This window comes from Actinomadura gamaensis (assembly GCF_042652125.1).
In the GTDB taxonomy this organism is placed as follows: Bacteria; Actinomycetota; Actinomycetes; order Streptosporangiales; family Streptosporangiaceae; genus Spirillospora; species Spirillospora gamaensis.
Window position 1 is genome coordinate 410744 of sequence record NZ_JBHSIT010000001.1, and the last position, 19958, is coordinate 430701.

Sequence of the window (19958 nt, forward strand, 5' to 3'; positions counted from 1 at the left end):
ACCCGTCTTCTCCGAGGAGTTCCCTCATGTCCGGTCCCCGTCCCGTCCGCGCGCCGCGCGGGACGCAGCTCACCACCGCCAAGGGCTGGCCGCAGGAGGCCGCCCTGCGCATGATCCAGAACAACCTGGACCCGGAGGTCGCCGAGCACCCCGACAAGCTCGTGGTGTACGGCGGCACCGGCAAGGCCGCCCGCGACTGGAACTCCTTCGACGGGATCGTCCGGTCGCTCGAGTCCCTCGACGGGGACGAGACGCTGCTCGTCCAGTCCGGCAAGCCGGTCGGGATCTTCCGCACGCACGAGTGGGCCCCGCGCGTGCTGATCGCGAACTCCAACCTCGTCCCGCAGTGGGCGAACTGGGACGAGTTCCGCCGCCTGGAGGCCGAGGGCCTCACGATGTACGGGCAGATGACCGCCGGGTCGTGGATCTACATCGGCACGCAGGGCATCCTCCAGGGCACCTACGAGACGTTCGCGGCCGTCGCCGCCAAGCGGTTCGGCGGCTCGCTCGCCGGGACGATCACGCTGACCGCCGGGCTCGGCGGGATGGGCGGCGCGCAGCCGCTCGCGGTGACCATGAACGGCGGCGTCGCGATCTGCGTCGAGGTGGACCCGTCCCGGATCGACCGGCGCGTCGAGCACCGCTACTGCGACGTGCGCGCCGACTCGCTGGACGAGGCGCTCCGCCTGGCCGTCGAGGCGCGCGACAAGCGCGAGCCGCTGTCGATCGGGCTGCTCGGCAACGCCGCCGACGTCGTCCCCGAGCTGCTGCGCCGGGGCGCGCCGATCGACATCGTCACCGACCAGACCAGCGCGCACGACCCGCTGGCGTACCTGCCGTCCGGCATCGCGTTCGAGGACTGGGACGCCGAGCGCGGCAAGGACCCGCAGGGCTTCACCGACCGCGCCCGCCAGTCGATGGCGAAGCACGTCGAGGCCATGGTCGGGTTCATGGACGCGGGCGCCGAGGTCTTCGACTACGGCAACTCGATCCGCGGTGAGGCGCAGACGGCGGGCTACGACCGCGCGTTCGCGTTCCCCGGGTTCGTCCCCGCCTACATCCGGCCGCTGTTCTGCGAGGGCAAGGGCCCGTTCCGCTGGGCCGCGCTGTCCGGCGATCCGAAGGACATCGCGCGCACCGACAAGGCGATCCTCGACCTGTTCCCGGAGAACGAGCCGCTGACGCGCTGGATCAAGATGGCGGGGGAGAAGGTCCACTTCCAGGGCCTGCCGTCGCGGATCTGCTGGCTCGGCTACGGCGAGCGCGACAAGGCGGGCGCGGTGTTCAACGACCTCGTCGCGCGCGGCGAGATCTCCGCGCCGATCGTCCTCGGCCGCGACCACCTGGACTGCGGCTCGGTCGCGTCCCCGTACCGCGAGACCGAGGGCATGAAGGACGGCTCGGACGCCATCGCCGACTGGCCGCTGCTCAACGCCATGCTGAACACCTCGTCCGGCGCCACCTGGGTGTCCATCCACCACGGCGGCGGCGTCGGGATCGGCCGCTCCATCCACGCGGGCCAGGTCTGCGTGGCGGACGGCACGGAGCTGGCCGGCGCGAAGCTGGAGCGGGTGCTGACCAACGACCCCGGCACGGGCGTCATGCGCCACGTCGACGCGGGCTACGAGCGCGCGGAGGAGGTCGCCGCCGAGCGCGGCGTCCGCATCCCGATGCGCGAGAACTGATCCCGCCCTGCCGATCCCTTCCTGAGGAGAACGGGTTGAGTTTCGAGGAGATGTGGGCGGCGCTGCTGCCCGTCGGACGGAGCGCCGCCACCGGCGGTTACGACCGTTTCGTGTGGACGCCGTCCGAGCTGGAGTGCCGCGCCTGGTTCCTCGACGAGGCCCGCGCCCGCTCACTCGACGTCGAGCCGGACGGGAACGGCAACCTGTTCGCCTGGTGGTACCCGTCGTCGGGACGGCGCGACGGCGCCGTCCTGACCGGGAGCCACCTGGACTCGGTGCCCGGCGGCGGGGCGTTCGACGGTCCGCTCGGCGTCGTGTCGGCGTTCGCGGCGATCGACCTCCTGCGCGCGCGGGGGATCGAACCGGACCGTCCGCTCGGGGTCGGCGTGTTCGCCGAGGAGGAGGGCGCGCGGTTCGGTGTCGCATGCCTCGGTTCCCGGCTGCTCTCCGGCGCGATCGACCCGGCCCGTGCGCGCGCGTTGACCGACGGCGAAGGGCTGACGTACGCGGCCGTGGCGGAGGAGAACGGCGTCGACCCCGCCGGGATCGGACGCGACGACGACCTGCTCGGACGCATCGGCTGCTACGTCGAGCTGCACGTCGAGCAGGGCCGCGCGCTCGCGCCGGGGACGCCGGTCGGCGTCGCGTCCGCGATCATCCCGCACGGCCGGTGGCGGCTGGACTTCACCGGCGAGGGCAACCACGCCGGAACGACCCGGCTGATCGACCGGCGCGACCCGATGCTGCCGTTCGCCTCGACCGTCCTCGCCGCGCGGGCCTCGGCCGACCGGCACGACAGCGTCGCGACGATCGGGAAGGTGCGGATCGTGCCGGGCGGCGTCAACGCGATCCCGTCCGCGGTGTCCGCGTGGCTCGACAGCCGCGGGCCGGACGAACGGTCCGTCCGCGCGACGGTTTCGGACGTGCTCGAACACGCCCGCGCGGCGGGGCTCGGGCACGGCGTCTCGGTCGAGCTGACCGAGGAGTCCTACACCGAGGTCGTGGACTTCAACCTGGAGCTGCGCGACCGGGTGGTGAAGGCCCTCGGCGGCGTGCGGGCCCTCGGCGGGGTGCCCGTCCTGCCCACGGGGGCCGGGCACGACGCCGGCATCCTGTCGGCCGTGCTGCCGACCGCGATGCTGTTCGTCCGGAACCCGACCGGCGTCTCGCACGCCCCCGCCGAACACGCGGAGACAGACGACTGCCTCGCGGGCGTGGAAGCCCTCGCCTCGGTACTGGCCGACCTGGTACGGGGGTAGGTACACCGGTATGCGATGGCACGCCGAGCACGCCTGGCTCGGAGACGACGTCGCCGCCGACGTCCTCATCGAGGCCGACGGCGAGCGGATCACCAGCATCAGCAGCGGCGTCCCGGCCCCGCCGGACACGCCGCGCCTGCGCGGCCTCACCCTCCCGGGCCTGGCGAACGCGCACTCCCACGCCTTCCACCGAGCCCTCCGAAGCCGCGTCCAAGCCGACCGCGGCACCTTCTGGACGTGGCGCGAGACGATGTACAAGGTCGCCGACCGCCTCGATCCGGACTCCTACAAGGCGCTCGCCACGGCCGTCTACGCCGAGATGGCGCTGGCCGGCATCAGCTGCGTCGGCGAGTTCCACTACCTGCACCACAAGCCCGGCGGCGGCTCCTACGACGAGCCGAACGCGATGGGCGAGGCGCTGATCGCCGCCGCCGACGCGGCCGGAATCCGCATCACGCTGCTCGACACCTGCTACCTGACCGGTGGTCTAGGGCAGCCCCTGGCGGGCCCGCAACTCCGCTTCGGCGACGGTTCCGCCGGGGACTGGGCACGGCGCGTGGACTCGCTCTACGAGCACAACGACAAGGACGCCCGTCCTCATGCGCGCGTGGGTGCCGCGATCCATTCCGTACGGGCCGTCCCGCGGGAGCAGATCCGGGCCGTCGCCTCGTGGGCCAAGGAGAGGCGCGCGCCGCTGCACGTCCACCTGTCCGAGCAGCCGGCCGAGAACGAGGCCTGCGTCGAGACGTACGGGATGACCCCGACGAGACTGCTCGCCGAATGCGGGGCGCTCGGGGCGCTCACCACCGCCGTCCACGCCACGCACCTGACGCCGGAGGACGTCGGGCTGCTCGGCGCGACCATGACCGGCGTGTGCATGTGCCCGACCACCGAACGCGACCTCGCCGACGGCATCGGCCCGGCCCGCGACCTGCACCGGGCGGGCTCCCCGATCAACCTCGGCTCCGACCAGCACGCCGTCATCGACCTGTTCGAGGAGGCCCGCGCCGTCGAGCTGGACGAGCGGCTCCGCACCCGCGCCCGCGGCCACTGGACGGCGTCCGAGCTCCTCGCCGCCGCCACCTGGAACGGCCACTACGCGCTCGGCTGGCCCGAGGCGGGCCGGCTGGAGCCCGGCGCGTACGCCGACCTCACCACGATCGCGCTCGACTCGCCCCGCACCGCGGGCGCGGGCCCGGACCTGGCGGCGGAGACGGCCGTGTTCGCCGCCACCGCCGCCGACGTCCGGCACGTCGTCGTCTCCGGCCGCCAGATCGTCGAGGACGGCCGTCACCTGCTCGTCCCCGACGTCCCGGCGCTGCTCCGCGACACGATCGAAGCCGTCACCAGAGAGGAGGAGCCGCCTCCCACCTAGTCCTCGGGCGGCCGGTCTCAGTACTCGGGCAGCGGTGCGGTCTCCACCTTCCGCCGCTTGGCTCCCGCCTTCGGCTGCCCGGAACGCCTGCCCCGGCCGGACGACCCGGACGGTCCCTTCTGGCGCGACGACGCCCCCGCCCCGTCGCGCCAGATTCCGAGCGCCCGCCACAGCCGCTTGCTGACGGGATTGATGAGGCCGACCTCCTGGCAGAGGTCGCGCAGCCCGGATACGGCGTCCGCGATGGTCTCCCTGGACGCGTCCGACCCCCAGTACGCCTGCCGCATCACGCTCTTCGGAATGCCGAACGTCCGCGCCATCGCGGGCGGCGGCGTGAGGATGACCGTCGCCATCACCTTCGCCGTCGGCGGCACCCCCAGGCTCAGGAGGAACCGCGAAGGGGCGGCCATTCGCGGCACGTGGTACCGGATGTACCTGCGTCCGAAGGAGATGTGCCGTGCCTCCTCCGCCACGTGGATGGCCATGATCCGGGTGATGAGCGGATGCCCGTCCTCTCCCTCGCGCAGCACCCTGCGCTGCATGTGGTCGATGGGCTCCTCGCCGGCGAGCACGCCGAAGAAGTACAGGGCGGGCGCGACCGCGCCGAACACCGGGACGATCTCGCCGACCCACCGGAACACCCGCGACATTCCCGGGACGTCGGTTCCGCTGCGGTCGACGAACTCCTGGAACATCAGCCCGTGGTGCCCCTCCTCGATCATCTCGTGGTACACGTACCGGAACTCCGCGGACCCGTTCGGCAGCCGCCAGGCGAACGCCAGCAGCCCCCTGTTCAGCAGGTTCTCGAACTGCATCCCGACCTTGGCGACGTTCGCCTGCCGGTACAGGCCGAGGCGGGCCCGCTTCTCCGGCGGCAGCGCCCGGTACCACGGGTGCGCCGACAGCGGATCCGCCTTCGGCAGCTCCCAGCGCGGGTCCTCCGGATCGATCGCGTACTCCGGCTCATCCCACGGAATGTCCCGGAACGGTTCCCAGTGCTTTTCGACGGACGCCTTGGACAGCCTTCGCAGAGCCTTCTCGTAATCGAGATCCGTGACAGTCATACCGCCCTCGGGGTTAATGTTTGACGCTTCAACAGGCGTGACTGAATCTTTCTTTCAAGGTCAACCTAGGAAGCCTCACCACACCCGGTCAACCGCTCGTGAACGCTCCGTCACCCCCGCCACCCCTCCCAACTGCGCAATCAACCCCTTACCGTCCAGTTGTCCAATCCCGGCCAACTCCATCTCCGCAGGTGGAGCCCAGGAAAGGACGTGGCGGCTCCGGTGACGTCAGTTCCTTCGCGGCATGCCTGGGACGACGGTTCGCAGCTGTTGCGCCTCCCTCGTCCCCACGCGGTCCTCATGGCCGCATCCGTCCATGGCGTTCATGAAGAATGCGGGCGAGAGTCGGTTCTGAGTAGGCGGTCAAGGAGGGCATGATGCCTCGCCTGGAAAAGCCGACTCCGATCGGCGCCATTGCTGCTGGCAAGGATATGATAACGGTGGCGGCGCCGCTGCTCACTGCGGCGGCTTTGACGTTGTCCGGCATCGTCGCCAGTGTCGAGGATAAATATTTTAGATGGCCGGGAGTCACGCTACTCGCTCTGGTGCTGGCATCGCTGTTGCTGATCGCCAGCATTGAACTGCATTTTCACGCGCGGCAATTCTTGTACTCCCGTGCGGAGATGGAGGAGTGGCTGGAGAATGAGGTCATCGATGGTGGTCTGATGTATCCGGTGTACTGCGCGTGGCATGATGAGGATTTTAAGCACGGGTGTCGCTACAAAGGATGGTCTGTTGGGTGCTTCAATCTAGGGGCGCTCTTCCTCGGGTTGGGTGTGGCAATCGCCTTGGTCCCGATGGCCGATACGCGCGAGAGTGGCTGGCGATGGGGCGCTTTCACGCTCGTTCTCGGCGGAACTATCTTGGAAGCGTGTTGGGTTCTTTATCTTTACTGGCACCGATATCGCCTAGTGAAGGATAGGAGTGAAGAAGCGCCGAGCATGATTGTCCGAGAAGTCCCTCCTTCTTCAAGTGAGGAGAATTCATGAGTGCGGCGACTTACGTGCTGCCCGGAGTGGATCCAGGGGCACTGCCCGATCGATTCGTCTATTGTCCGGACCCCAACTGTCCAGCCTCCTATGACCGAAGGGATAAGAAGTACGAGAGGGTGGATTGGCGTGACGAAGCCGTGCTTGACGAATGGCATGCGGTGTTGAAATCGGACGCAGTTCAGGTCCGGCAGTATCTGGACAGGCACGGAGCGGCGAATCACGCCCCACGCTGCGATTACGCGGTGCTCCCAGACGTTGTTCACCTATACTGTTCGAGTAAAGCTCACCCCTCGAAGGCGTACGCCCGGGAGCTGAAGCTCGTTCGAGACAAAAACATCGACCTCACCTGAACTCGAACGTCACGATTCGTCGCGATTCGCGTCGCGAAGACCGTGGTCGTAAGGGAGGCGGGTTGCAGTGCCCTTGAGGGCTTCTGACAATCGCTCGAACATCTCTTCTTCGTCTTCGCGGGCGGGGAGGGGGTGGTGGAGGGCGCGGGCCAGGTCGAAGCGGTGGAGGTCGTAGACGACGTGCATGAGGCCGGAGTACGTCTGGGCTGAGGTGACGGCGCCCTTGTAGGCGACGGCTGTTGCGATCACGGTCAGGGCCGGGAGCCACCAGGTGCGGGGCTCGTCGTACAGGCCCGCGGTGAGTAGCGCGGTGCAGGCGGCGAGGCTGTAGCAGAGGTGGACTGAGGCGTCGAGCATGTCGCGGGCCGACGAGACGGCGTCCGCCAGCGGGCGGGAGAGCTGGGGGTAGATGCGGGGCCAGGACGCCAGAGTGCTGAGGCCGTAGCGTTCACCCGCGCTCAGCTCGCCCGCTCGCAGAGCATTGCCCAGCGCGGTCGGGAGCAGGACGTCGGGGGCCGGCAGGGCCGCTAGCCGGCGGGCGGCGTCGGCGCTCCGGCGCAGGTCGCCGGGGCTCTGAGCCTCTCCTGACGCAGTTCGGGAAGCGGCCGCGCGGAGGGAGCGCCAGCGGCGGTGCTGGCGGGCCACCAGCAGGTCGGCCAGGCGGGCCGTAAGGGACCAGCGGTCCCAGTAGCCCTCCAGCACCCGGACGGCCCGAACCTGGTAAGGGACGAGGAGAAGGCCGAGCAGCCCGGCGGTGGCGCAGATGGTTGCCAGCAACTCGACCGCAGTCAGGGCGGTTGCGGGCGGGACACGACGCCACTCGCTGTGGCCGGTGAAGGAATGCGCGCGGAGCAGGGCGAGCAGGCAGGTGAGGAAGAGCGCCTGGGGCGCGAAGCCCACTGCCAGCACCCGCCGCACGTAGCCCGTCCTCCCCGGTGGTAACGATCAGGCTCGATTATGGCCGGGCGTGATCGTTGGGGCGGGGTCAGCGGGTTCGGTGCTCGTCGAGTTCGAGGTCGATGAACGCGGCGATCATGGCGCGCCAGACGGATTCGGCGACGGCGGGGGAGAGGTTCGCGGCCTCGGCGCGGCGGCGGGCGTTCGCGACGACCCGCTCGACGCGGTCCGGGGCGCGGACGGCCTGCTCGTCGGTCTTGAAGGCGGCGGCGGCCTCCACGAGGCGCTGGCGTTCGGCGAGCAGGCGGACCAGCTCGCCGTCCAGCGCGTCGATGCGGGCGCGCACCTCGTCCAGTGACCGTGGCTCCATGCCGGCGATCTTGGCACAGACTGGACGCATGTCGCAGTTGGACGAATCGTCGACACGGTCCCCGGCGCGGAGCGGCGAGCGGGCGGTGCTGGTCGACATCGGTGGGGTGTTGCGGTCGGACCGGACGCGCGAGGTGATCGCGGACTGGGCCGTCCGGCTGGGGACGTCGCGGCGGAAGGTGCTGCGGGCGGTGTTCGCGGGCAACGACGAGACGGTGCTGGTCGGGCGGATGGACGAGGACGAGTGGTGGGGAGTCGTCGCCGAGCGGCTCCGGCTCCGTCCGGACGAGCTGTCCGACCTGCGCGGGGACATGGGCGCGCGGGAGAGCTGGAACGAGGAGCTGGTCGCGGCGCTGCGGGGGCTGCCCGGCCCGGTCGCGATCGTCAGCAACGCGTGGCCCGTGGTCGGCAGGATCCTCGCGCGGGACGGCCTGGCCGACCTCGCCGACGAGATCGTCCTGTCGTGCGACGTCGGGTACGCGAAGCCCGATCCGCGCATCTTCGAGGCGGCGCTCCGGCGCCTGGGCGTCGCGGCGGAGGACGCCCTGTTCATCGATGACGCTCCGGCCAACGTGGAAGCCGCCCGGGCGCTCGGGCTGAGCGGGCACGTCCATGCCGGGAACGGCGGGACGCTCGCGCGGCTGGCGGCGTTCGTCCGGTGAGGGCGCGGGTTGATGGTAGACGGAACGGTCTATACATTCGGGGGATGAGTGAAGAGAACACCCCTCCGGCCCGCCGCCGCATCCTCGACGCGGCCGACGAGCTCTTCTACGCGCGGGGCATCAACTCGACCGGCGTGGACGCCGTGATCGAGGCGGCCGGTGTCGCGCGGATGACCTTCTACAAGCACTTCGGCGGCAAGCAGGCGCTGATCATGGCCTACCTGGAGGGCCGCGAGACGCGCTGGCAGCTGCGGTTGCAGCGCGCCATCGACGACGCCGGGGACGACCCGCGCGCCCGCCTGCTCGCCGTCTTCGACGCGCTGAAGGGGTGGGCGGAGTCCCAGTCCCGGTTCCGGGGCTGCTCGTTCGTGAACGCCCTCGCCGAGCTGGCCGAGCCCGACCACCCGGCCCGCGCCGTCGTCCACGCCTACAAGGCCGCGCTGCGCGACTGCGTCGAGCAGCTCGCGCGGGAGAGCGGCGCCGCCGATCCCGGCCTGCTCACCGACCAGCTCCTGCTGGTCTACGAGGGCGCGATCTCCACCAACTCCCTGCGCAACGTCGAGGCCGCCGTCGACAAGGCGCACTTCACAGCCCAGCAGCTCATCAACGCGGCCGTCCCGGTGGCGGGCTGAGGCCGTCCGAAAGGCCGCTTCCGGACACCTCCGGCGTAGTTGATCTCCGTAGGATCGCTCGGGACCCGCACCCGACGACAGGACGGAACCGATGCGCCGCATCCTCCTGCCCGCGACCGCCGCCGCCCTCACCGGCGCCGCGTTGCTCGCCGTCCCAGGCATGGCCGACGCCGCCGCCTACCAGTGCAAAGGCGCCCAGAAGGGCGTCTACAAGGCCTGCCTCTACGGCCAGCACGACAAGAAGATCAGCGGACGCACGTTCGCGAACGCCCAGAACGGGATCTTCATCAAGAACTCCCGCAACATCACCATCTCGAAGAACACCTTCAAGAACCTGCGCGGGCCGAAGGGCTATGCCGGCGTCCACGTGCAGGACTCCACCGGCATCACCATCATCGGCAACACGTTCACCAAGCTCAGCAACGCCGGGAACATGCACGGCGTGTACCTCGTCCGGACGTCGCGCAGCCGCATCACGAAGAACACCTTCACCTACATCACCGGCGACCCGGTGCGCGTCCGCGACGCGAGCAGCTACAACACCGTGGACGCCAACACGATGCACCACTCGGGCAAGTACGCGCTGCTCAGCGAGTGGGCCTACCTGCCGCCGTACGGCTCGGAGAAGTGCGGCAAGGGCAACGTGCTCAGGAACAACCGGTACCGCCTCACCACGTCGAAGCAGGTGAAGGTGCTCTCGGGCGGCAAGGGCAGCCCGCCGAGGTTCGGCTACTGCCACCCGGCCGGCGTGAAGGACGGCGGCGGTAACCGCAAGATCTGACCGGCGGCCTCCGGGCGTCCGCGTCCCGGGTGTCCGCGTGCCGGGCGTCCGTGTCCCGGACGCCCGGAGGCGGTTTCGGTCGACCGCCGCGCAGTGTGGTGGGGTTCGATGGCGTCCGTTCCGTCCCTGCGTGATCGGTAGGCTGAGCCGGTCGATTCCGGCAGGAAGGTCGCGGTGAGCCAGTCCCGTCCCCACTCCCTCTTCTCCTTCGGCACGCTGCTGGACGAGGGAGTCCAGAACAAGCTTTTCGGTCAGGCAGTGCCCAGCTCCCCGGCGTCGCTCGCGGGCCACACGACGCGGCCGCTGCGGATCACCGACCCGGCCGTGATCGAGACCAGCGGGCAGGAGGTCCACCTGACCCTGGCCCGCCGGCTCGGCGCCGCCGTCGAGGGCGCCGTCCTGCACCTCACCGACGACGACCTGGCCGCCGCCGACGCCTACGAGGTCGACGACTACGTCCGCCGTCGCGTCCGGCTCACCTCGGGCGAGACCGCCTGGGCCTACCTGGACGCGAACCCGCTGCGCCCCGCGGCCCGCATCGTGATCGTCGGCGACAGCATCGCGTACGGGCGCTGCGACCCGGCGGGCGGCTGGGCGGCCCGGCTGGCGTCCGCGCACATCGCCGCGAACGAGGCGGACCACCGCGTCTTCAACCTCGCCATCCCCGGCAGCACCCTGACCGACGTCCGGGAGCAGACTCCGGCCCTCCTCGCGCCGCGCCTTCCCGACACGCTGATCGTCGCGGCGGGCATCAACGATTCGGCCCGTCCGCAACCCGAGGACGAGTGGGTGGCGAGCGTCACCGGGAACCTGTCGGAGCTCGCCGTCCTCGCCCTCGACCACGGCGCCCGCCTCGTCGTCGCGGGCCCGATCTGGCTCGACGAGTCCAACGCGCCCGACTATCCGGGCCTGTCCTACACCCTCGCCCGAGCCGAGCGCCTACGCGACGTCACGAGATCCTGGTGCGCCGAAAACCACATCGACCACCTCGACCTGTGGCCTCCGCTCCGCGACGCGCCCGGACTCCTGGCGGACGGCGTGCACCCCAACGCCGAAGGCCACCGAGCCGTCTACGAGTACCTCGCCTCCCGCTGAAGCGCGTCGAGGACGGCCCGGACGCCGGGCGTCGGATACCTGGTCAGCACGTCGATGTCGCGCGTCAGCCGAAGCCCCGCCACGGGACGGAGGCGGACGTCCGGCGGAGGATCGGCCGCGCCGCCCTCGGGGACGAGCGCGACGCCCAGCCCGTGCCGGACCATCTGGAGGATCAGCCGGTAGTCGTCCGCCGAATGGCCGGTCTCCGGCTGGAAGCCGGACAGCGCCGCGGCGCGCTCGATGAGCCGGTGGTCGCCGGTGCCGCGCGAACCGACGATCCACGGCTCCGCGGCCAGCCGTCCCAGGTCGACCGCCTCGCAGCGTGCGGCGGGATGATCGCCGGGCAGGGCGACCAGGAAGGGCTCGCGGGTCAGCCGGTGCGCGGTCAGCCCCGCCGGGGGCGCGGCGGCGAGCAGGCTGTAGGAGTAGGTGATCGCCAGATCGGCGCGTCCCGCGCGCAGTGCGGCGACGGCGTCGGACGGTTCGAGCTCGTGGATCACGACGTCCAGCTCCGGATGCTCGGCTCGCGCCGCGAGGACGGCCGGTAGCAGGTACCGCGCCGCTGCCGTCGCGAAGCCGGCCACGTGCACCGGGCCTCGCGGAGTGTCCGCCTCACGAAGATCCTTCTCCGCCGCGTCCAGCGCGTTGAGGACGGTGTGCGCGTGCCCGACCAGGCGATGCCCCTCCGCGGTCAGCTCGACGCGGCGCCCGGCGCGGTGGAACAGCCGCACTCCCGCCTCCCGCTCCAGCCGGGCGAGATGCTGCGACACCGCCGAGGACGTCATGCCGGTGACCTCGGCGACGGCCGTCATCGTCCCGTACTCGGCGAGATCGCGCAGGAGGCGCAGGCGGGTGGGATCCAACATCAAGTGGAACTTACCGTCCTGCCCACGATCACTAAGTGGACCTTGGAGGATTTCCCGCGCGACACTGCCGCCAGACCACCGGAAAGGGGACACGATGTACACCGTCATCGAGGTGCCGCAATGGCAGGGCTCGCGTTCTCCCAAAGCGCCGAAGCTGGTCGAGGGCGCGGCGCGGGTCGCGGCGCTGGCCGGCGGCGAGCACGTCAGGGTGACCACCGGCGAGACGCTGGCGGAGACGGCCGCACGCGTCCGCGCCGTCCTGCCCGGGGACGGCCCGACTGTCACGGCCGGGGGAGACTGCGGCGTCGAACTCGAACCGATCGCCCGCGCCGTCCGCCTCCACGGCGACCGCCTCACCGTCGTCTGGTTCGACGCGCACGGCGATCTCAACTCGCCCGAATCGTCGCCTTCGGGAGCCTTCCACGGGATGGTCCTGCGCACCCTGCTCGGCGAAGGCCCGCCGGACCTGGTGCCCTCCACGCCGCTGCACCCCTCCCAGGTCGCCTTCTCCGGCGTGCGCTCGCTGGACCCGGCCGAGGCGGACTTCCTCGACCGCACCCGATGGGGCGACCTGGCCGACCTCCGCGACGACGCCGTCCTGTACGTGCACATCGACCTGGACGTCCTCGACGGCTTCACGTCGGTCGGCTACCCGGAACCCGACGGCCTGCCCGCCGCCGAACTCCTCTCGCAGGTCGAGCACCTCGCGTCCCGGCACCAGGTCGTCGGCCTCGGCATCACCGAATACGCCCCCACAACCCCCGCCGACGACGCACTCCTCACGACCCTCGTCCCCGAACTAGTCCGCCTCTGCACAACGCCCCACCCCCGGTAACGCGCCGCCCTCCACCCGCCGCAGACAACGCTTCTCCCACCCCGCATGCCGAGCGCGCAACGCGGCGGGCGTCAGGTCGTCCCGGCCGAGCGGGACGTAATTGCCCGCCCAGCTCCCGACGCTGGCGCGGGAGTTCCGGACGGCGAACAGATCCCACAGTTCGACGTTCGCGACGGGAAGGCCCGCGGCCTGCTCGTAAGCGCGCAGGAACGCGTCGGCGACGTCCGGGCCGTGCAGAAGGTGCAGGTCGAGGCGGCACCAGCTCACGTCGAACCCGCGCGGAGCCAGGCAGCCGCCGGCCCAGTCGATCACACCGGTGAGGGTGCCGTCGCCGGCCCAGAGGACGTTCCCGGACCAGAAATCGAAGTGCGTCAGCACGCGCGGCTCGGCGGTCAAGGTGCTCAGGTTCTCCGCCACGATGCACGCGGCCGGGTTCTGGGCGGACGGCCGGGGCGGCCCGGCCAGGCCGTCACGCAGGTGACCGAGCCGCGCGGGGCGCACCGAGTGGACGCGGGCCAGAGCGCGGCCGAGCTGGGTGGCGGCCTGGCCCGGATCGCGCGGCCGGACGTCGGCACGGCCCGGCAGCAGGGTGATCAAGGTGGCGGGACGTCCGGCGCGCGAGCCGTCGCGGTCGGCGGCGACGAGGCGGGGAACCCAGCCCGCCAGGTCGTCCAGCGAGGTCAGCACGTCCTCCTCGGTGGCCGCCGCCCGGTCCGCCGGAGGGAAGGCGCGCAGGACCAGCGGACCGGACGCGGTGTGCAGCAGGTAGGTGTCGGCGTGCGTGCCGCCCGCGAGGGGACGGACCGTCTCGCACGGCTCGCCGACGGCTTGCGAAGCCCAGGCAAGGAGGCGGGGGTGCGGGGACGGCATGTCAGGGGTGCGGGGTGCGGAACTGGTCGCCGGTGGTGCTGAGGGAGAGCAGGACCATCGCGTCGTGGTCCGGGGTGCCGGGTTCGGCCTGGTAGACGGTCATGCGCTGGCGGTCCTCGCCGAGGTGGAGGATCTCGAAGTCGAGGGTCAGGTCGCCGACGCGCGGGTGGTGGAACGTCTTGCGGTCCGAGCGCCTCGCCTGGACGTCGTGCCGGTTCCACAGGCGCGTGAAGTCGGGATCGGCGCTGAGCTCCTCGACCAGCGCGGTGAGGTGCGGGTCGTCCGGGTCGGTCGCGGCGAGGCTGTGGAGCTGGGCGGCGCTGGTCGCGGCGGCCTTCTCCCAGTCGGCGAGGACGTCCCGGGCGGCGGGATGCAGGAAGACGTAGCGGATCGTGTTGCGGCGCTCCGGCGGCCAGTCCTCCATGCCCGCGAACAGCACCAGCCCTTCCGGATTGGACGCGAGCACGTCGCTGGTGCGGTTGACGACGTACGCCGGGCACGGACGGACGCGTTCCAGAAGGCGCAGCACACCCGTCCGGACGGTGGGACGTTCCCGGACGGGCGGGGCGACGCGTCCGGCGGCGCGGTTCGCGAGCGCGAGGAGGTGCGCGCGCTCCTCGGCGTCCAGCCTCAGCGCGCGGCCGAGCGCGTCGAGCACGGCAGGGCTCGGATTCTTCTCTTTGCCCTGCTCAAGGCGGATGTAGTAGTCGATGCTCACCCCGGCGAGCGCGGCGGTCTCCTCGCGCCGGAGGCCCGGCGTGCGGCGCGGGCCGGGTCCTGCCGGCAGCCCCACGTCGGACGGGCGCAGACGGGCCCGCCGAGCCCGCAGGAACTCGCCGAGCGCGCTGCTGGAAGGCATTCATCCAGTCTGCCAGCGACCGGGCTCGCGCGGGTAGCCGTGTCACTGCCAGGAACGCCGCCGCCTTCCACGGGCGCGGCGGAGCTCGGCACGATCGAGGCGTCGCACTGTTCTCCGGCGCGTCAGAACTGGGAGCCACACATGACCTTCGACAGCACTTCCACGGCGTCCGACGTCATCGCCGGACACGACCTGAGCGGTGTGAACGCCGTCGTCACCGGCGGCGCGGCCGGGCTCGGCGCGGAGACGGCGCGGGCGCTGGCCTCGGCCGGGGCGCGCGTCACGCTCGCCGTCCGGGACACCGCCCGAGGCGAGACCGCGGCCCGCCGGATCGCCGCCGAGACCGGAAACCCGCGGGTCGAGCACACCGAGCTCGACCTGGCGTCGCTCGCGTCGGTGCGCGCGTGCGCCGCCCGCCTGCTGGACCGGGGCGAGCCGCTGCACCTGCTCGTGAACAACGCCGGGGTGATGGCCACGCCGCTCACCTTCACGGCGGACGGCTTCGAATCGCAGTTCGGGATCAACCACATCGGCCACTTCGCGCTGACCACCGCCCTGTACCCGGTGCTGCGCGCGGCGGACGGCGCGCGCGTCGTCGTGCTCTCGTCCCGCGCGCACCGGCGCGGCGACGTCGACTTCGACGACCCGAACTACCGGCACCGCCCGTACGACCCGTGGGAGTCCTACGGCCAGTCCAAGAGCGCGAACGCGCTGTTCGCCAGGGGGCTCACGGACCGCTGGGCGGACGCCGGCGTCACCGCCAACGCCGTCCAGCCCGGCATGATCATGACGGACCTGCAGCGCCACATCCCGCGGGACGAGCTGATCGAGCTCGGCTGGGCCGACGCGGACGGCAACATCATCACCCCGCCCGGCTGGAAGACCGTCGAGCAGGGCGCCGCAACGCCGGTCTGGGCCGCCGTCGCCCCCGAACTCGGCGGCATCGGCGGCCGCTACCTGGACAACTGCGCCATCGCCGAGCCCTGGACGTCCGGCGGCGACCCGCCCCACGGCCACTACCTGCCGCGCATCCTCGACCCGGACCTCGCCGACCGCCTCTGGACGCTGTCCGAGAAGCTCATCGCCGCCTAGCCCGCCGCTCGCCTCACCCGCCGCCCGCCGCCCGCCGGACGTCGCTCGCCGGAACGCCGACGCCCCGGTGTCGCGCCAGGCGACACCGGGGCGTCCGGTCCGTTTCAGAGGGGCAGATCGCACATCCTGCCGACCCGCTGCGTCCCCGGTGGGCACAGCGCGAGCGGCACCCGCGCCCTCGTCTTCGGCACCCGGTGCACCTGCGAACCGTGCGGCTTCGCAGCCGCCTTCGCGTGCGGCTTCGCGTGCGCTTTCACGGGCGGTTTTGCGGGGGCCTGCGCGTGATGCTTCGCCGGAGGCTGGGCGTGAGGCTTGGCGGGCGGCTTTGCGTGAGGCTTCGCCGCGGGCTTGGCCGGCGGTTTCGCGGGCGTCTTGGCCGGTGGCTTGGCGTGGGCGTGCGCGGGGGAATGGGCGTGGGGCTTGGCGGGCGGCGGGGGCGTGGACTGGGCGGCCGAGGCGGCCGTGCCGGGAAGGGCCAGGCACGCCGCCGCGGCGAGCACCAGGGCCGCGGAGATCTTCTTCACCGCTTTCCCTCCTCACTGTCGGGGGTGATCGCCGCCATTCGACTACGCGAGGTGGTCGTGCGGTGGCGGCTTCGATGCCCCTGAGACCTGAGGGACAGGTGCATGTAGTCGCGCCGGCCGGACCGTTCCATCGCGGTGGAGTGCGCGGACATGCGGTCACCGGAGAAGCGGTGACGGAGGGAGCGCCGGGCTCGGGCGCGGCGGGCGGACGGCACGCCTTAGCCGGGCGGACTGGCGGACTGGCGAGTCGGTGGGTCGGCGGGTCGGCGGGGTTTGCGCCGAAGCGCGGGGGAGCGGTGTCGAGCCGGGTCGGCGGGTCAGGTGCGGACGACGGTGTCGGGCCGGGGCGGCGGGTCAGGTGCGGACGACGGCGTCGGCCTCGATCTCGACCTGGAGATGGGACGAGAGGAGCCGGCTCACCTCGACCATCGTCGCGGCGGGACGGTGCGGGAAGAACTGCCGGAGCAGCGTGACGATCTCGGGCCAGCGGCCGATGTCGGTGACGTACACGCGGATCCGGACGATCTCGTCCAGGGCCGACCCGACCTGCCGCAGGGCGATGTCGACGCGGCGGATGGCCTCGGTGGTCTGCGCGATGATGTCGTCGCCGCCGACCGCGCCGTCCGGGGCGGCCGCGGTCGTCCCGCCGACCCAGACGGACTGCCCGACGCGCACGGCCTTCGGGTAGGCCAGTGCCTCGTTGAATTCCGGTTCGGTGTTGACTCTCTCGTTCACCGGACGAAGGTAGCGGCGGCCGGGAGCCGTCCGACAGGCCCAAGTCACACCTTGTTTCCGAAGTGTCGCGCGTCCGTGCCCGTCGGCCGCTAGGCGAGGTCGGCGATCTCGAACTTCGGCGCGTTGCCGCCGGTGCAGACGACGGCGACGCGCTGTCCGGCGAAGTCGTCCGGTGCGGCGAGGACGGCGGCGAGGGCCGCGGCGCCCGCGCCCTCGGCGAGGGTGTGCGCGTGCGTGGCGAGGACGCGCTGGGCCGCCCGGATCTGCTCGTCCGAGACCAGCCGGAACTCGGCGAGGTGCTTGCGCAGCACCTGTTGCGGAAGGTCGAAGCCGCGTCCCGTGGCCAGTCCCTCGACGACCGTGCGGTTCGGGCGCACCACGGTGTCCCCGGCAACCCACGAGTCGTGCGCGGCGGGCGAGGCCGCCGACTGGACGGCGATCACCCGGCAGCGCGGCGCGAGCGCGGCGGCGACCAGGCAGGCCGCGGCGGCGCCGGTGCCGCTCCCGACCGGGACGACCACCGCGTCCAGATCGGCCCGCGCCTCGAAGATCTCCAGGTAGGCGGTGCCGACCCCGGCCAGCAGCTCGGGCGTGTCACCCGGGCTGACCACCAGGAACTCGCCGGCCAGCTCTTCGGCCGCCTGCTGGGCCCCGGCCATGTCCGCGCCGCGCAGCAGCACCCGCGCGCCGAATCCCCGGGTGGCCCGGATCTTCTCCTCGCTCGCCGACTCCGGCATGACGACCGTGCAGGGCGCGTCGTACTCGGCGCACGCGTAGGCGATCGACTGGGCGTGGTTGCCGGTCGAGTACGTGACGAGCCCGCGCCGCCGCTGCTCCGGCGTCATCGAGGCCAGCAGCGTCAGGCCGCCGCGCACCTTGAAGGCCCCGGTCGGCTGCACGTTCTCGTGCTTCACGAACACCGGCGTGCCCGCCGCCTCGTCCAGGACGGGATAGGACCACATCGGCGTGGCGGGCAGCCGCGAGGACAGCAGGTCGCGGGCGGCGAGGACGTCGTCGAACACGGGAAGTCGCATGCGCCCATGGTCGCGACCGGCCGTCCCATAGGTCCAATGCCAATCTTCTCTGGAACACATCGACACTGTTGATACATTCGGGTCATGCTCGATGTCGTCCGGCTCCGCGTGCTGGCGGCCGTGGCCCGGCACGGGTCGGTCACCGAGGCCGCCCGCGCGCTCGGCTACGCGCAGCCCTCCGTCAGCCACCACCTCGCGCGGCTGGAGGCCGAGACCGGCAGCCGCCTCGTCCAGCGGGTCGGCCGGGGCGTCCGGCTCACCGAGGCCGGACGCGTGCTCGCCGAGCGCGCCGAGGAGATCCTCGGGCGGCTGGACGCGGCCGAGGCCGAGCTCGCCGCCCACACCGGCCTGCGCGCGGGCCGCGTCCGCCTCGCCGCGTTCCCGTCCGCGCTGGGGACGTTCGTCCCGCACGCCGCCGCCGCGTTCGCCGCCGCGCATCCGGACGTCGAGCTCCGCCTGACCGAGGCCGAACCGCCGGAGGCGATCCAGGCTCTCCGCGCGGGGGAGATCGACGTCGCCGTCCTCTTCGCGCACGCCACCGACCCTTCCTCCCTGGGTCCCGAGCGCCCCGGCTTTCCGGCCTCCGATTCCGGCGACGGATTGCGGCGGACGCCGCTGCTGACCGAGGCGATCCATCTCGTGATGCCCGCCGGGACGCCGGGCGACAAGCTCTCCGACCACGTGAACAGCCGGTGGATCAGCGGCTGCGAGCGGTGCCGGGCCCAGCTCGTCCGGGTCTGCGCGGACGAGGGGTTCACCCCCGACATCGCGTTCACCACCGACGACTACGTCGCGATCCAGGCGCTCGTCGCGCAGGGGCTCGGCGTCACGACGCTGCCCGCCCTCGCCCTGCGCGCGCTGCGGCACGACGGCATCCGGACGGTCCGGCTGGACGGGCAGACACGCCTGGTCAGCGCGGCCGTCCACGGCGAACCGCCCGACCCGCCCGCGACGGCCGCCGTCCTGGAACACCTGGTCAGAGCCGCCTCGGCCCTCGCCCAAGCCGACGACGAGCCCGAAGACCAGCCGAACGAGAGCCCGCGGGCGAGGTGGTCACGTCTCGGTGACCCGGGCTGCTGCGACGGCTTCCCGGACGGCTGGGACGACCTCGCGCGCCCATGCGTCCGGCTCGTCGCCGAAGTAGGTGAAACCGGACGCGCCGTGCTCCAGGACCGCGCCGGTCAGCTCCTCGATCCACTGGGCGGGGGAGCCGCCGACCCACCGGCCCTCGGCGTCGCGGGTGGCGGCGAGCGGCCGGGCGGTGATCCGGCCGGGGAAGTTGTAGATCGTCCGCACCTCGGACGGGTCGCGTCCCACGGACGCGGCGGCCTCGTCGATGATCGGCCGGGACCAGCGGTAGCGGTCGCTCAGCCAGTCGGCCGCGTGGCCCGGGATCCAGCCGTCCGCCTGCCGGCCGGTGACGGCGAGCGAGCGCGGCCCGTTGGAGCCCGTCCAGATCGGCGGGGTCGGCGCGGCGGCCGGTTCGAGCCCGCTGACCTGGTAGAACTCGCCGTCGAACGTGACCGTGCCGCCGCCGCCGGACAGGGCCCGGACGACCTGGAACGCCTCCTCGAACGCGCGCACCGCCTGGCCCGGCGAGAGCCGCGGGACGCCGAGGCGGGCGGCCTCGTCCCACAGCCCGCCCGCGCCGAGGCCGAGGATGACGCGTCCCCCGGACAGTTCGGACAGCGAGGTGATCGTCCGCGCGAGCATCGGCGCCGGCCGGACCGGCAGGCTCGTGACGTTCGCGAAGGCCGAGAGCCGCTCGGTCCGGCCGAGCAGCACGCCGACGGTGGCGTAGGCGTCGAGGCGGTCGGCGTAGTAGGGGTGGTCGGAGACGCTGACCATGTCGAGGCCGTCCGCGTCCGCCCGCGCGGCCTGGCGCAGCATGGCGGCGGTGGTCGCGACGGCCGACGAGAGGCCGAGGCCGAAGACAAGTTCGTGGCGCGAATTACGCATGATTTTCTCCGTCGGATATCGTG

Annotated in this window: 21 protein-coding genes and 1 pseudogene; 12 read left to right on the forward strand and 10 right to left on the reverse strand. The window is 72.0% G+C overall.

Annotated elements, in window-relative coordinates:
• Nucleotides 1-26: 26 nt before the first annotated feature.
• From hutU to ACFPCY_RS01930, 3 genes are read left to right on the forward strand one after another with little or no spacing between them, the layout of a single operon-like run.
• Nucleotides 27-1685, forward strand: a complete 1659-nt coding sequence (gene hutU, locus ACFPCY_RS01920) for a urocanate hydratase (protein WP_378251788.1) — start codon at nucleotides 27-29, stop codon at nucleotides 1683-1685.
• A gap of 35 nt (nucleotides 1686-1720) precedes the next feature.
• Nucleotides 1721-2944: an allantoate amidohydrolase gene (locus ACFPCY_RS01925; RefSeq protein ID WP_378251789.1), complete on the forward strand. Its 1224-nt coding sequence runs from the start codon at nucleotides 1721-1723 to the stop codon at nucleotides 2942-2944.
• A gap of 10 nt (nucleotides 2945-2954) precedes the next feature.
• The gene (locus ACFPCY_RS01930; protein WP_378251790.1) at nucleotides 2955-4319 is read left to right on the forward strand and encodes a formimidoylglutamate deiminase; all 1365 of its coding nucleotides are present in this window, start codon (nucleotides 2955-2957) and stop codon (nucleotides 4317-4319) included.
• A 17-nt stretch (nucleotides 4320-4336) separates the two neighbouring features.
• Here the strand turns inward: ACFPCY_RS01930 and ACFPCY_RS01935 are convergent, their stop codons facing one another.
• Nucleotides 4337-5383 carry an AurF N-oxygenase family protein gene (locus tag ACFPCY_RS01935; protein ID WP_378251791.1) on the reverse strand — a complete coding sequence of 349 codons (1047 nt, stop codon included), beginning with the start codon at nucleotides 5381-5383 and terminating at the stop codon, nucleotides 4337-4339.
• A gap of 374 nt (nucleotides 5384-5757) precedes the next feature.
• Between ACFPCY_RS01935 and ACFPCY_RS01940 the strand changes: the two genes are divergently transcribed.
• Together ACFPCY_RS01940 and ACFPCY_RS01945 are read left to right on the forward strand one after the other, a co-directional pair.
• Complete coding sequence (locus ACFPCY_RS01940) at nucleotides 5758-6372, forward strand: hypothetical protein (protein WP_378251792.1); 615 nt, start codon at nucleotides 5758-5760, stop codon at nucleotides 6370-6372.
• Nucleotides 6369-6725, forward strand: a complete 357-nt coding sequence (locus ACFPCY_RS01945) for a hypothetical protein (RefSeq protein ID WP_378251793.1) — start codon at nucleotides 6369-6371, stop codon at nucleotides 6723-6725. The genes ACFPCY_RS01940 and ACFPCY_RS01945 overlap by 4 nt, the downstream gene beginning before the upstream one ends.
• 9 nt (nucleotides 6726-6734) lie before the next feature.
• On the opposite strand, the gene ACFPCY_RS01950 is transcribed toward ACFPCY_RS01945, so the two are convergent.
• Both ACFPCY_RS01950 and ACFPCY_RS01955 read right to left on the reverse strand, forming a co-directional pair.
• A complete protein-coding gene (locus tag ACFPCY_RS01950; RefSeq protein WP_378251794.1) occupies nucleotides 6735-7643 on the reverse strand; it encodes a hypothetical protein in 909 nt (302 codons plus the stop codon).
• 67 nt (nucleotides 7644-7710) lie between these two features.
• Nucleotides 7711-7992 (reverse strand): chorismate mutase, encoded by a 282-nt coding sequence (locus ACFPCY_RS01955; RefSeq protein ID WP_378251795.1) that lies wholly within the window; start codon nucleotides 7990-7992, stop codon nucleotides 7711-7713.
• A gap of 28 nt (nucleotides 7993-8020) precedes the next feature.
• Here ACFPCY_RS01955 and ACFPCY_RS01960 point away from each other — a divergent pair, with 28 nt between their 5' ends.
• From ACFPCY_RS01960 to ACFPCY_RS01975, 4 genes are all read left to right on the forward strand, one after another.
• The gene (locus tag ACFPCY_RS01960) at nucleotides 8021-8653 is read left to right on the forward strand and encodes an HAD family hydrolase (RefSeq protein ID WP_378251796.1); all 633 of its coding nucleotides are present in this window, start codon (nucleotides 8021-8023) and stop codon (nucleotides 8651-8653) included.
• A 44-nt stretch (nucleotides 8654-8697) separates the two neighbouring features.
• Nucleotides 8698-9285 (forward strand): TetR/AcrR family transcriptional regulator, encoded by a 588-nt coding sequence (locus tag ACFPCY_RS01965; protein WP_378251797.1) that lies wholly within the window; start codon nucleotides 8698-8700, stop codon nucleotides 9283-9285.
• 91 nt (nucleotides 9286-9376) lie between these two features.
• Complete coding sequence (locus ACFPCY_RS01970; RefSeq protein WP_378251798.1) at nucleotides 9377-10066, forward strand: right-handed parallel beta-helix repeat-containing protein; 690 nt, start codon at nucleotides 9377-9379, stop codon at nucleotides 10064-10066.
• Nucleotides 10067-10240: 174 nt separating this feature from the next.
• Nucleotides 10241-11161 (forward strand): GDSL-type esterase/lipase family protein, encoded by a 921-nt coding sequence (locus ACFPCY_RS01975; RefSeq protein WP_378251799.1) that lies wholly within the window; start codon nucleotides 10241-10243, stop codon nucleotides 11159-11161.
• Here ACFPCY_RS01975 and ACFPCY_RS01980 read toward each other — a convergent pair.
• A complete protein-coding gene (locus tag ACFPCY_RS01980) occupies nucleotides 11137-12027 on the reverse strand; it encodes a LysR family transcriptional regulator (RefSeq protein WP_378251800.1) in 891 nt (296 codons plus the stop codon). The genes ACFPCY_RS01975 and ACFPCY_RS01980 overlap by 25 nt on opposite strands.
• 94 nt (nucleotides 12028-12121) lie before the next feature.
• Here ACFPCY_RS01980 and ACFPCY_RS01985 point away from each other — a divergent pair, with 94 nt between their 5' ends.
• Nucleotides 12122-12862: an arginase family protein gene (locus tag ACFPCY_RS01985; protein ID WP_378251801.1), complete on the forward strand. Its 741-nt coding sequence runs from the start codon at nucleotides 12122-12124 to the stop codon at nucleotides 12860-12862.
• On the opposite strand, the gene ACFPCY_RS01990 is transcribed toward ACFPCY_RS01985, so the two are convergent.
• Nucleotides 12827-13732 carry a phosphotransferase family protein gene (locus ACFPCY_RS01990; RefSeq protein ID WP_378251802.1) on the reverse strand — a complete coding sequence of 302 codons (906 nt, stop codon included), beginning with the start codon at nucleotides 13730-13732 and terminating at the stop codon, nucleotides 12827-12829. The genes ACFPCY_RS01985 and ACFPCY_RS01990 overlap by 36 nt on opposite strands.
• A 1-nt stretch (nucleotide 13733) precedes the next feature.
• A complete protein-coding gene (locus ACFPCY_RS01995; protein WP_378251803.1) occupies nucleotides 13734-14591 on the reverse strand; it encodes a helix-turn-helix transcriptional regulator in 858 nt (285 codons plus the stop codon).
• Between the two features lie 141 nt (nucleotides 14592-14732).
• Here ACFPCY_RS01995 and ACFPCY_RS02000 point away from each other — a divergent pair, with 141 nt between their 5' ends.
• Nucleotides 14733-15683, forward strand: a complete 951-nt coding sequence (locus tag ACFPCY_RS02000) for an SDR family NAD(P)-dependent oxidoreductase (RefSeq protein WP_378251804.1) — start codon at nucleotides 14733-14735, stop codon at nucleotides 15681-15683.
• Nucleotides 15684-15787: 104 nt separating this feature from the next.
• Here ACFPCY_RS02000 and ACFPCY_RS02005 read toward each other — a convergent pair whose 3' ends face one another.
• From ACFPCY_RS02005 to ACFPCY_RS02015, 3 genes are all read right to left on the reverse strand, one after another.
• Nucleotides 15788-16207, reverse strand: coding sequence for a hypothetical protein (locus ACFPCY_RS02005; RefSeq protein ID WP_378251805.1), 420 nt, complete (start codon nucleotides 16205-16207; stop codon nucleotides 15788-15790).
• A gap of 354 nt (nucleotides 16208-16561) precedes the next feature.
• Complete coding sequence (locus ACFPCY_RS02010; RefSeq protein WP_378251806.1) at nucleotides 16562-16942, reverse strand: Rid family hydrolase; 381 nt, start codon at nucleotides 16940-16942, stop codon at nucleotides 16562-16564.
• A gap of 89 nt (nucleotides 16943-17031) precedes the next feature.
• Complete coding sequence (locus ACFPCY_RS02015) at nucleotides 17032-18036, reverse strand: threonine ammonia-lyase (protein WP_378252556.1); 1005 nt, start codon at nucleotides 18034-18036, stop codon at nucleotides 17032-17034.
• Nucleotides 18037-18060: 24 nt separating this feature from the next.
• Here ACFPCY_RS02015 and ACFPCY_RS02020 point away from each other — a divergent pair.
• Nucleotides 18061-18960, forward strand: a pseudogene (locus ACFPCY_RS02020) (LysR family transcriptional regulator); the annotation flags it as partial.
• 69 nt (nucleotides 18961-19029) lie between these two features.
• On the opposite strand, the gene ACFPCY_RS02025 reads toward ACFPCY_RS02020, so the two are convergent.
• Nucleotides 19030-19935, reverse strand: a complete 906-nt coding sequence (locus tag ACFPCY_RS02025) for an LLM class flavin-dependent oxidoreductase (RefSeq protein WP_378251807.1) — start codon at nucleotides 19933-19935, stop codon at nucleotides 19030-19032.
• Between the last annotated feature and the right edge of the window lie 23 nt (nucleotides 19936-19958).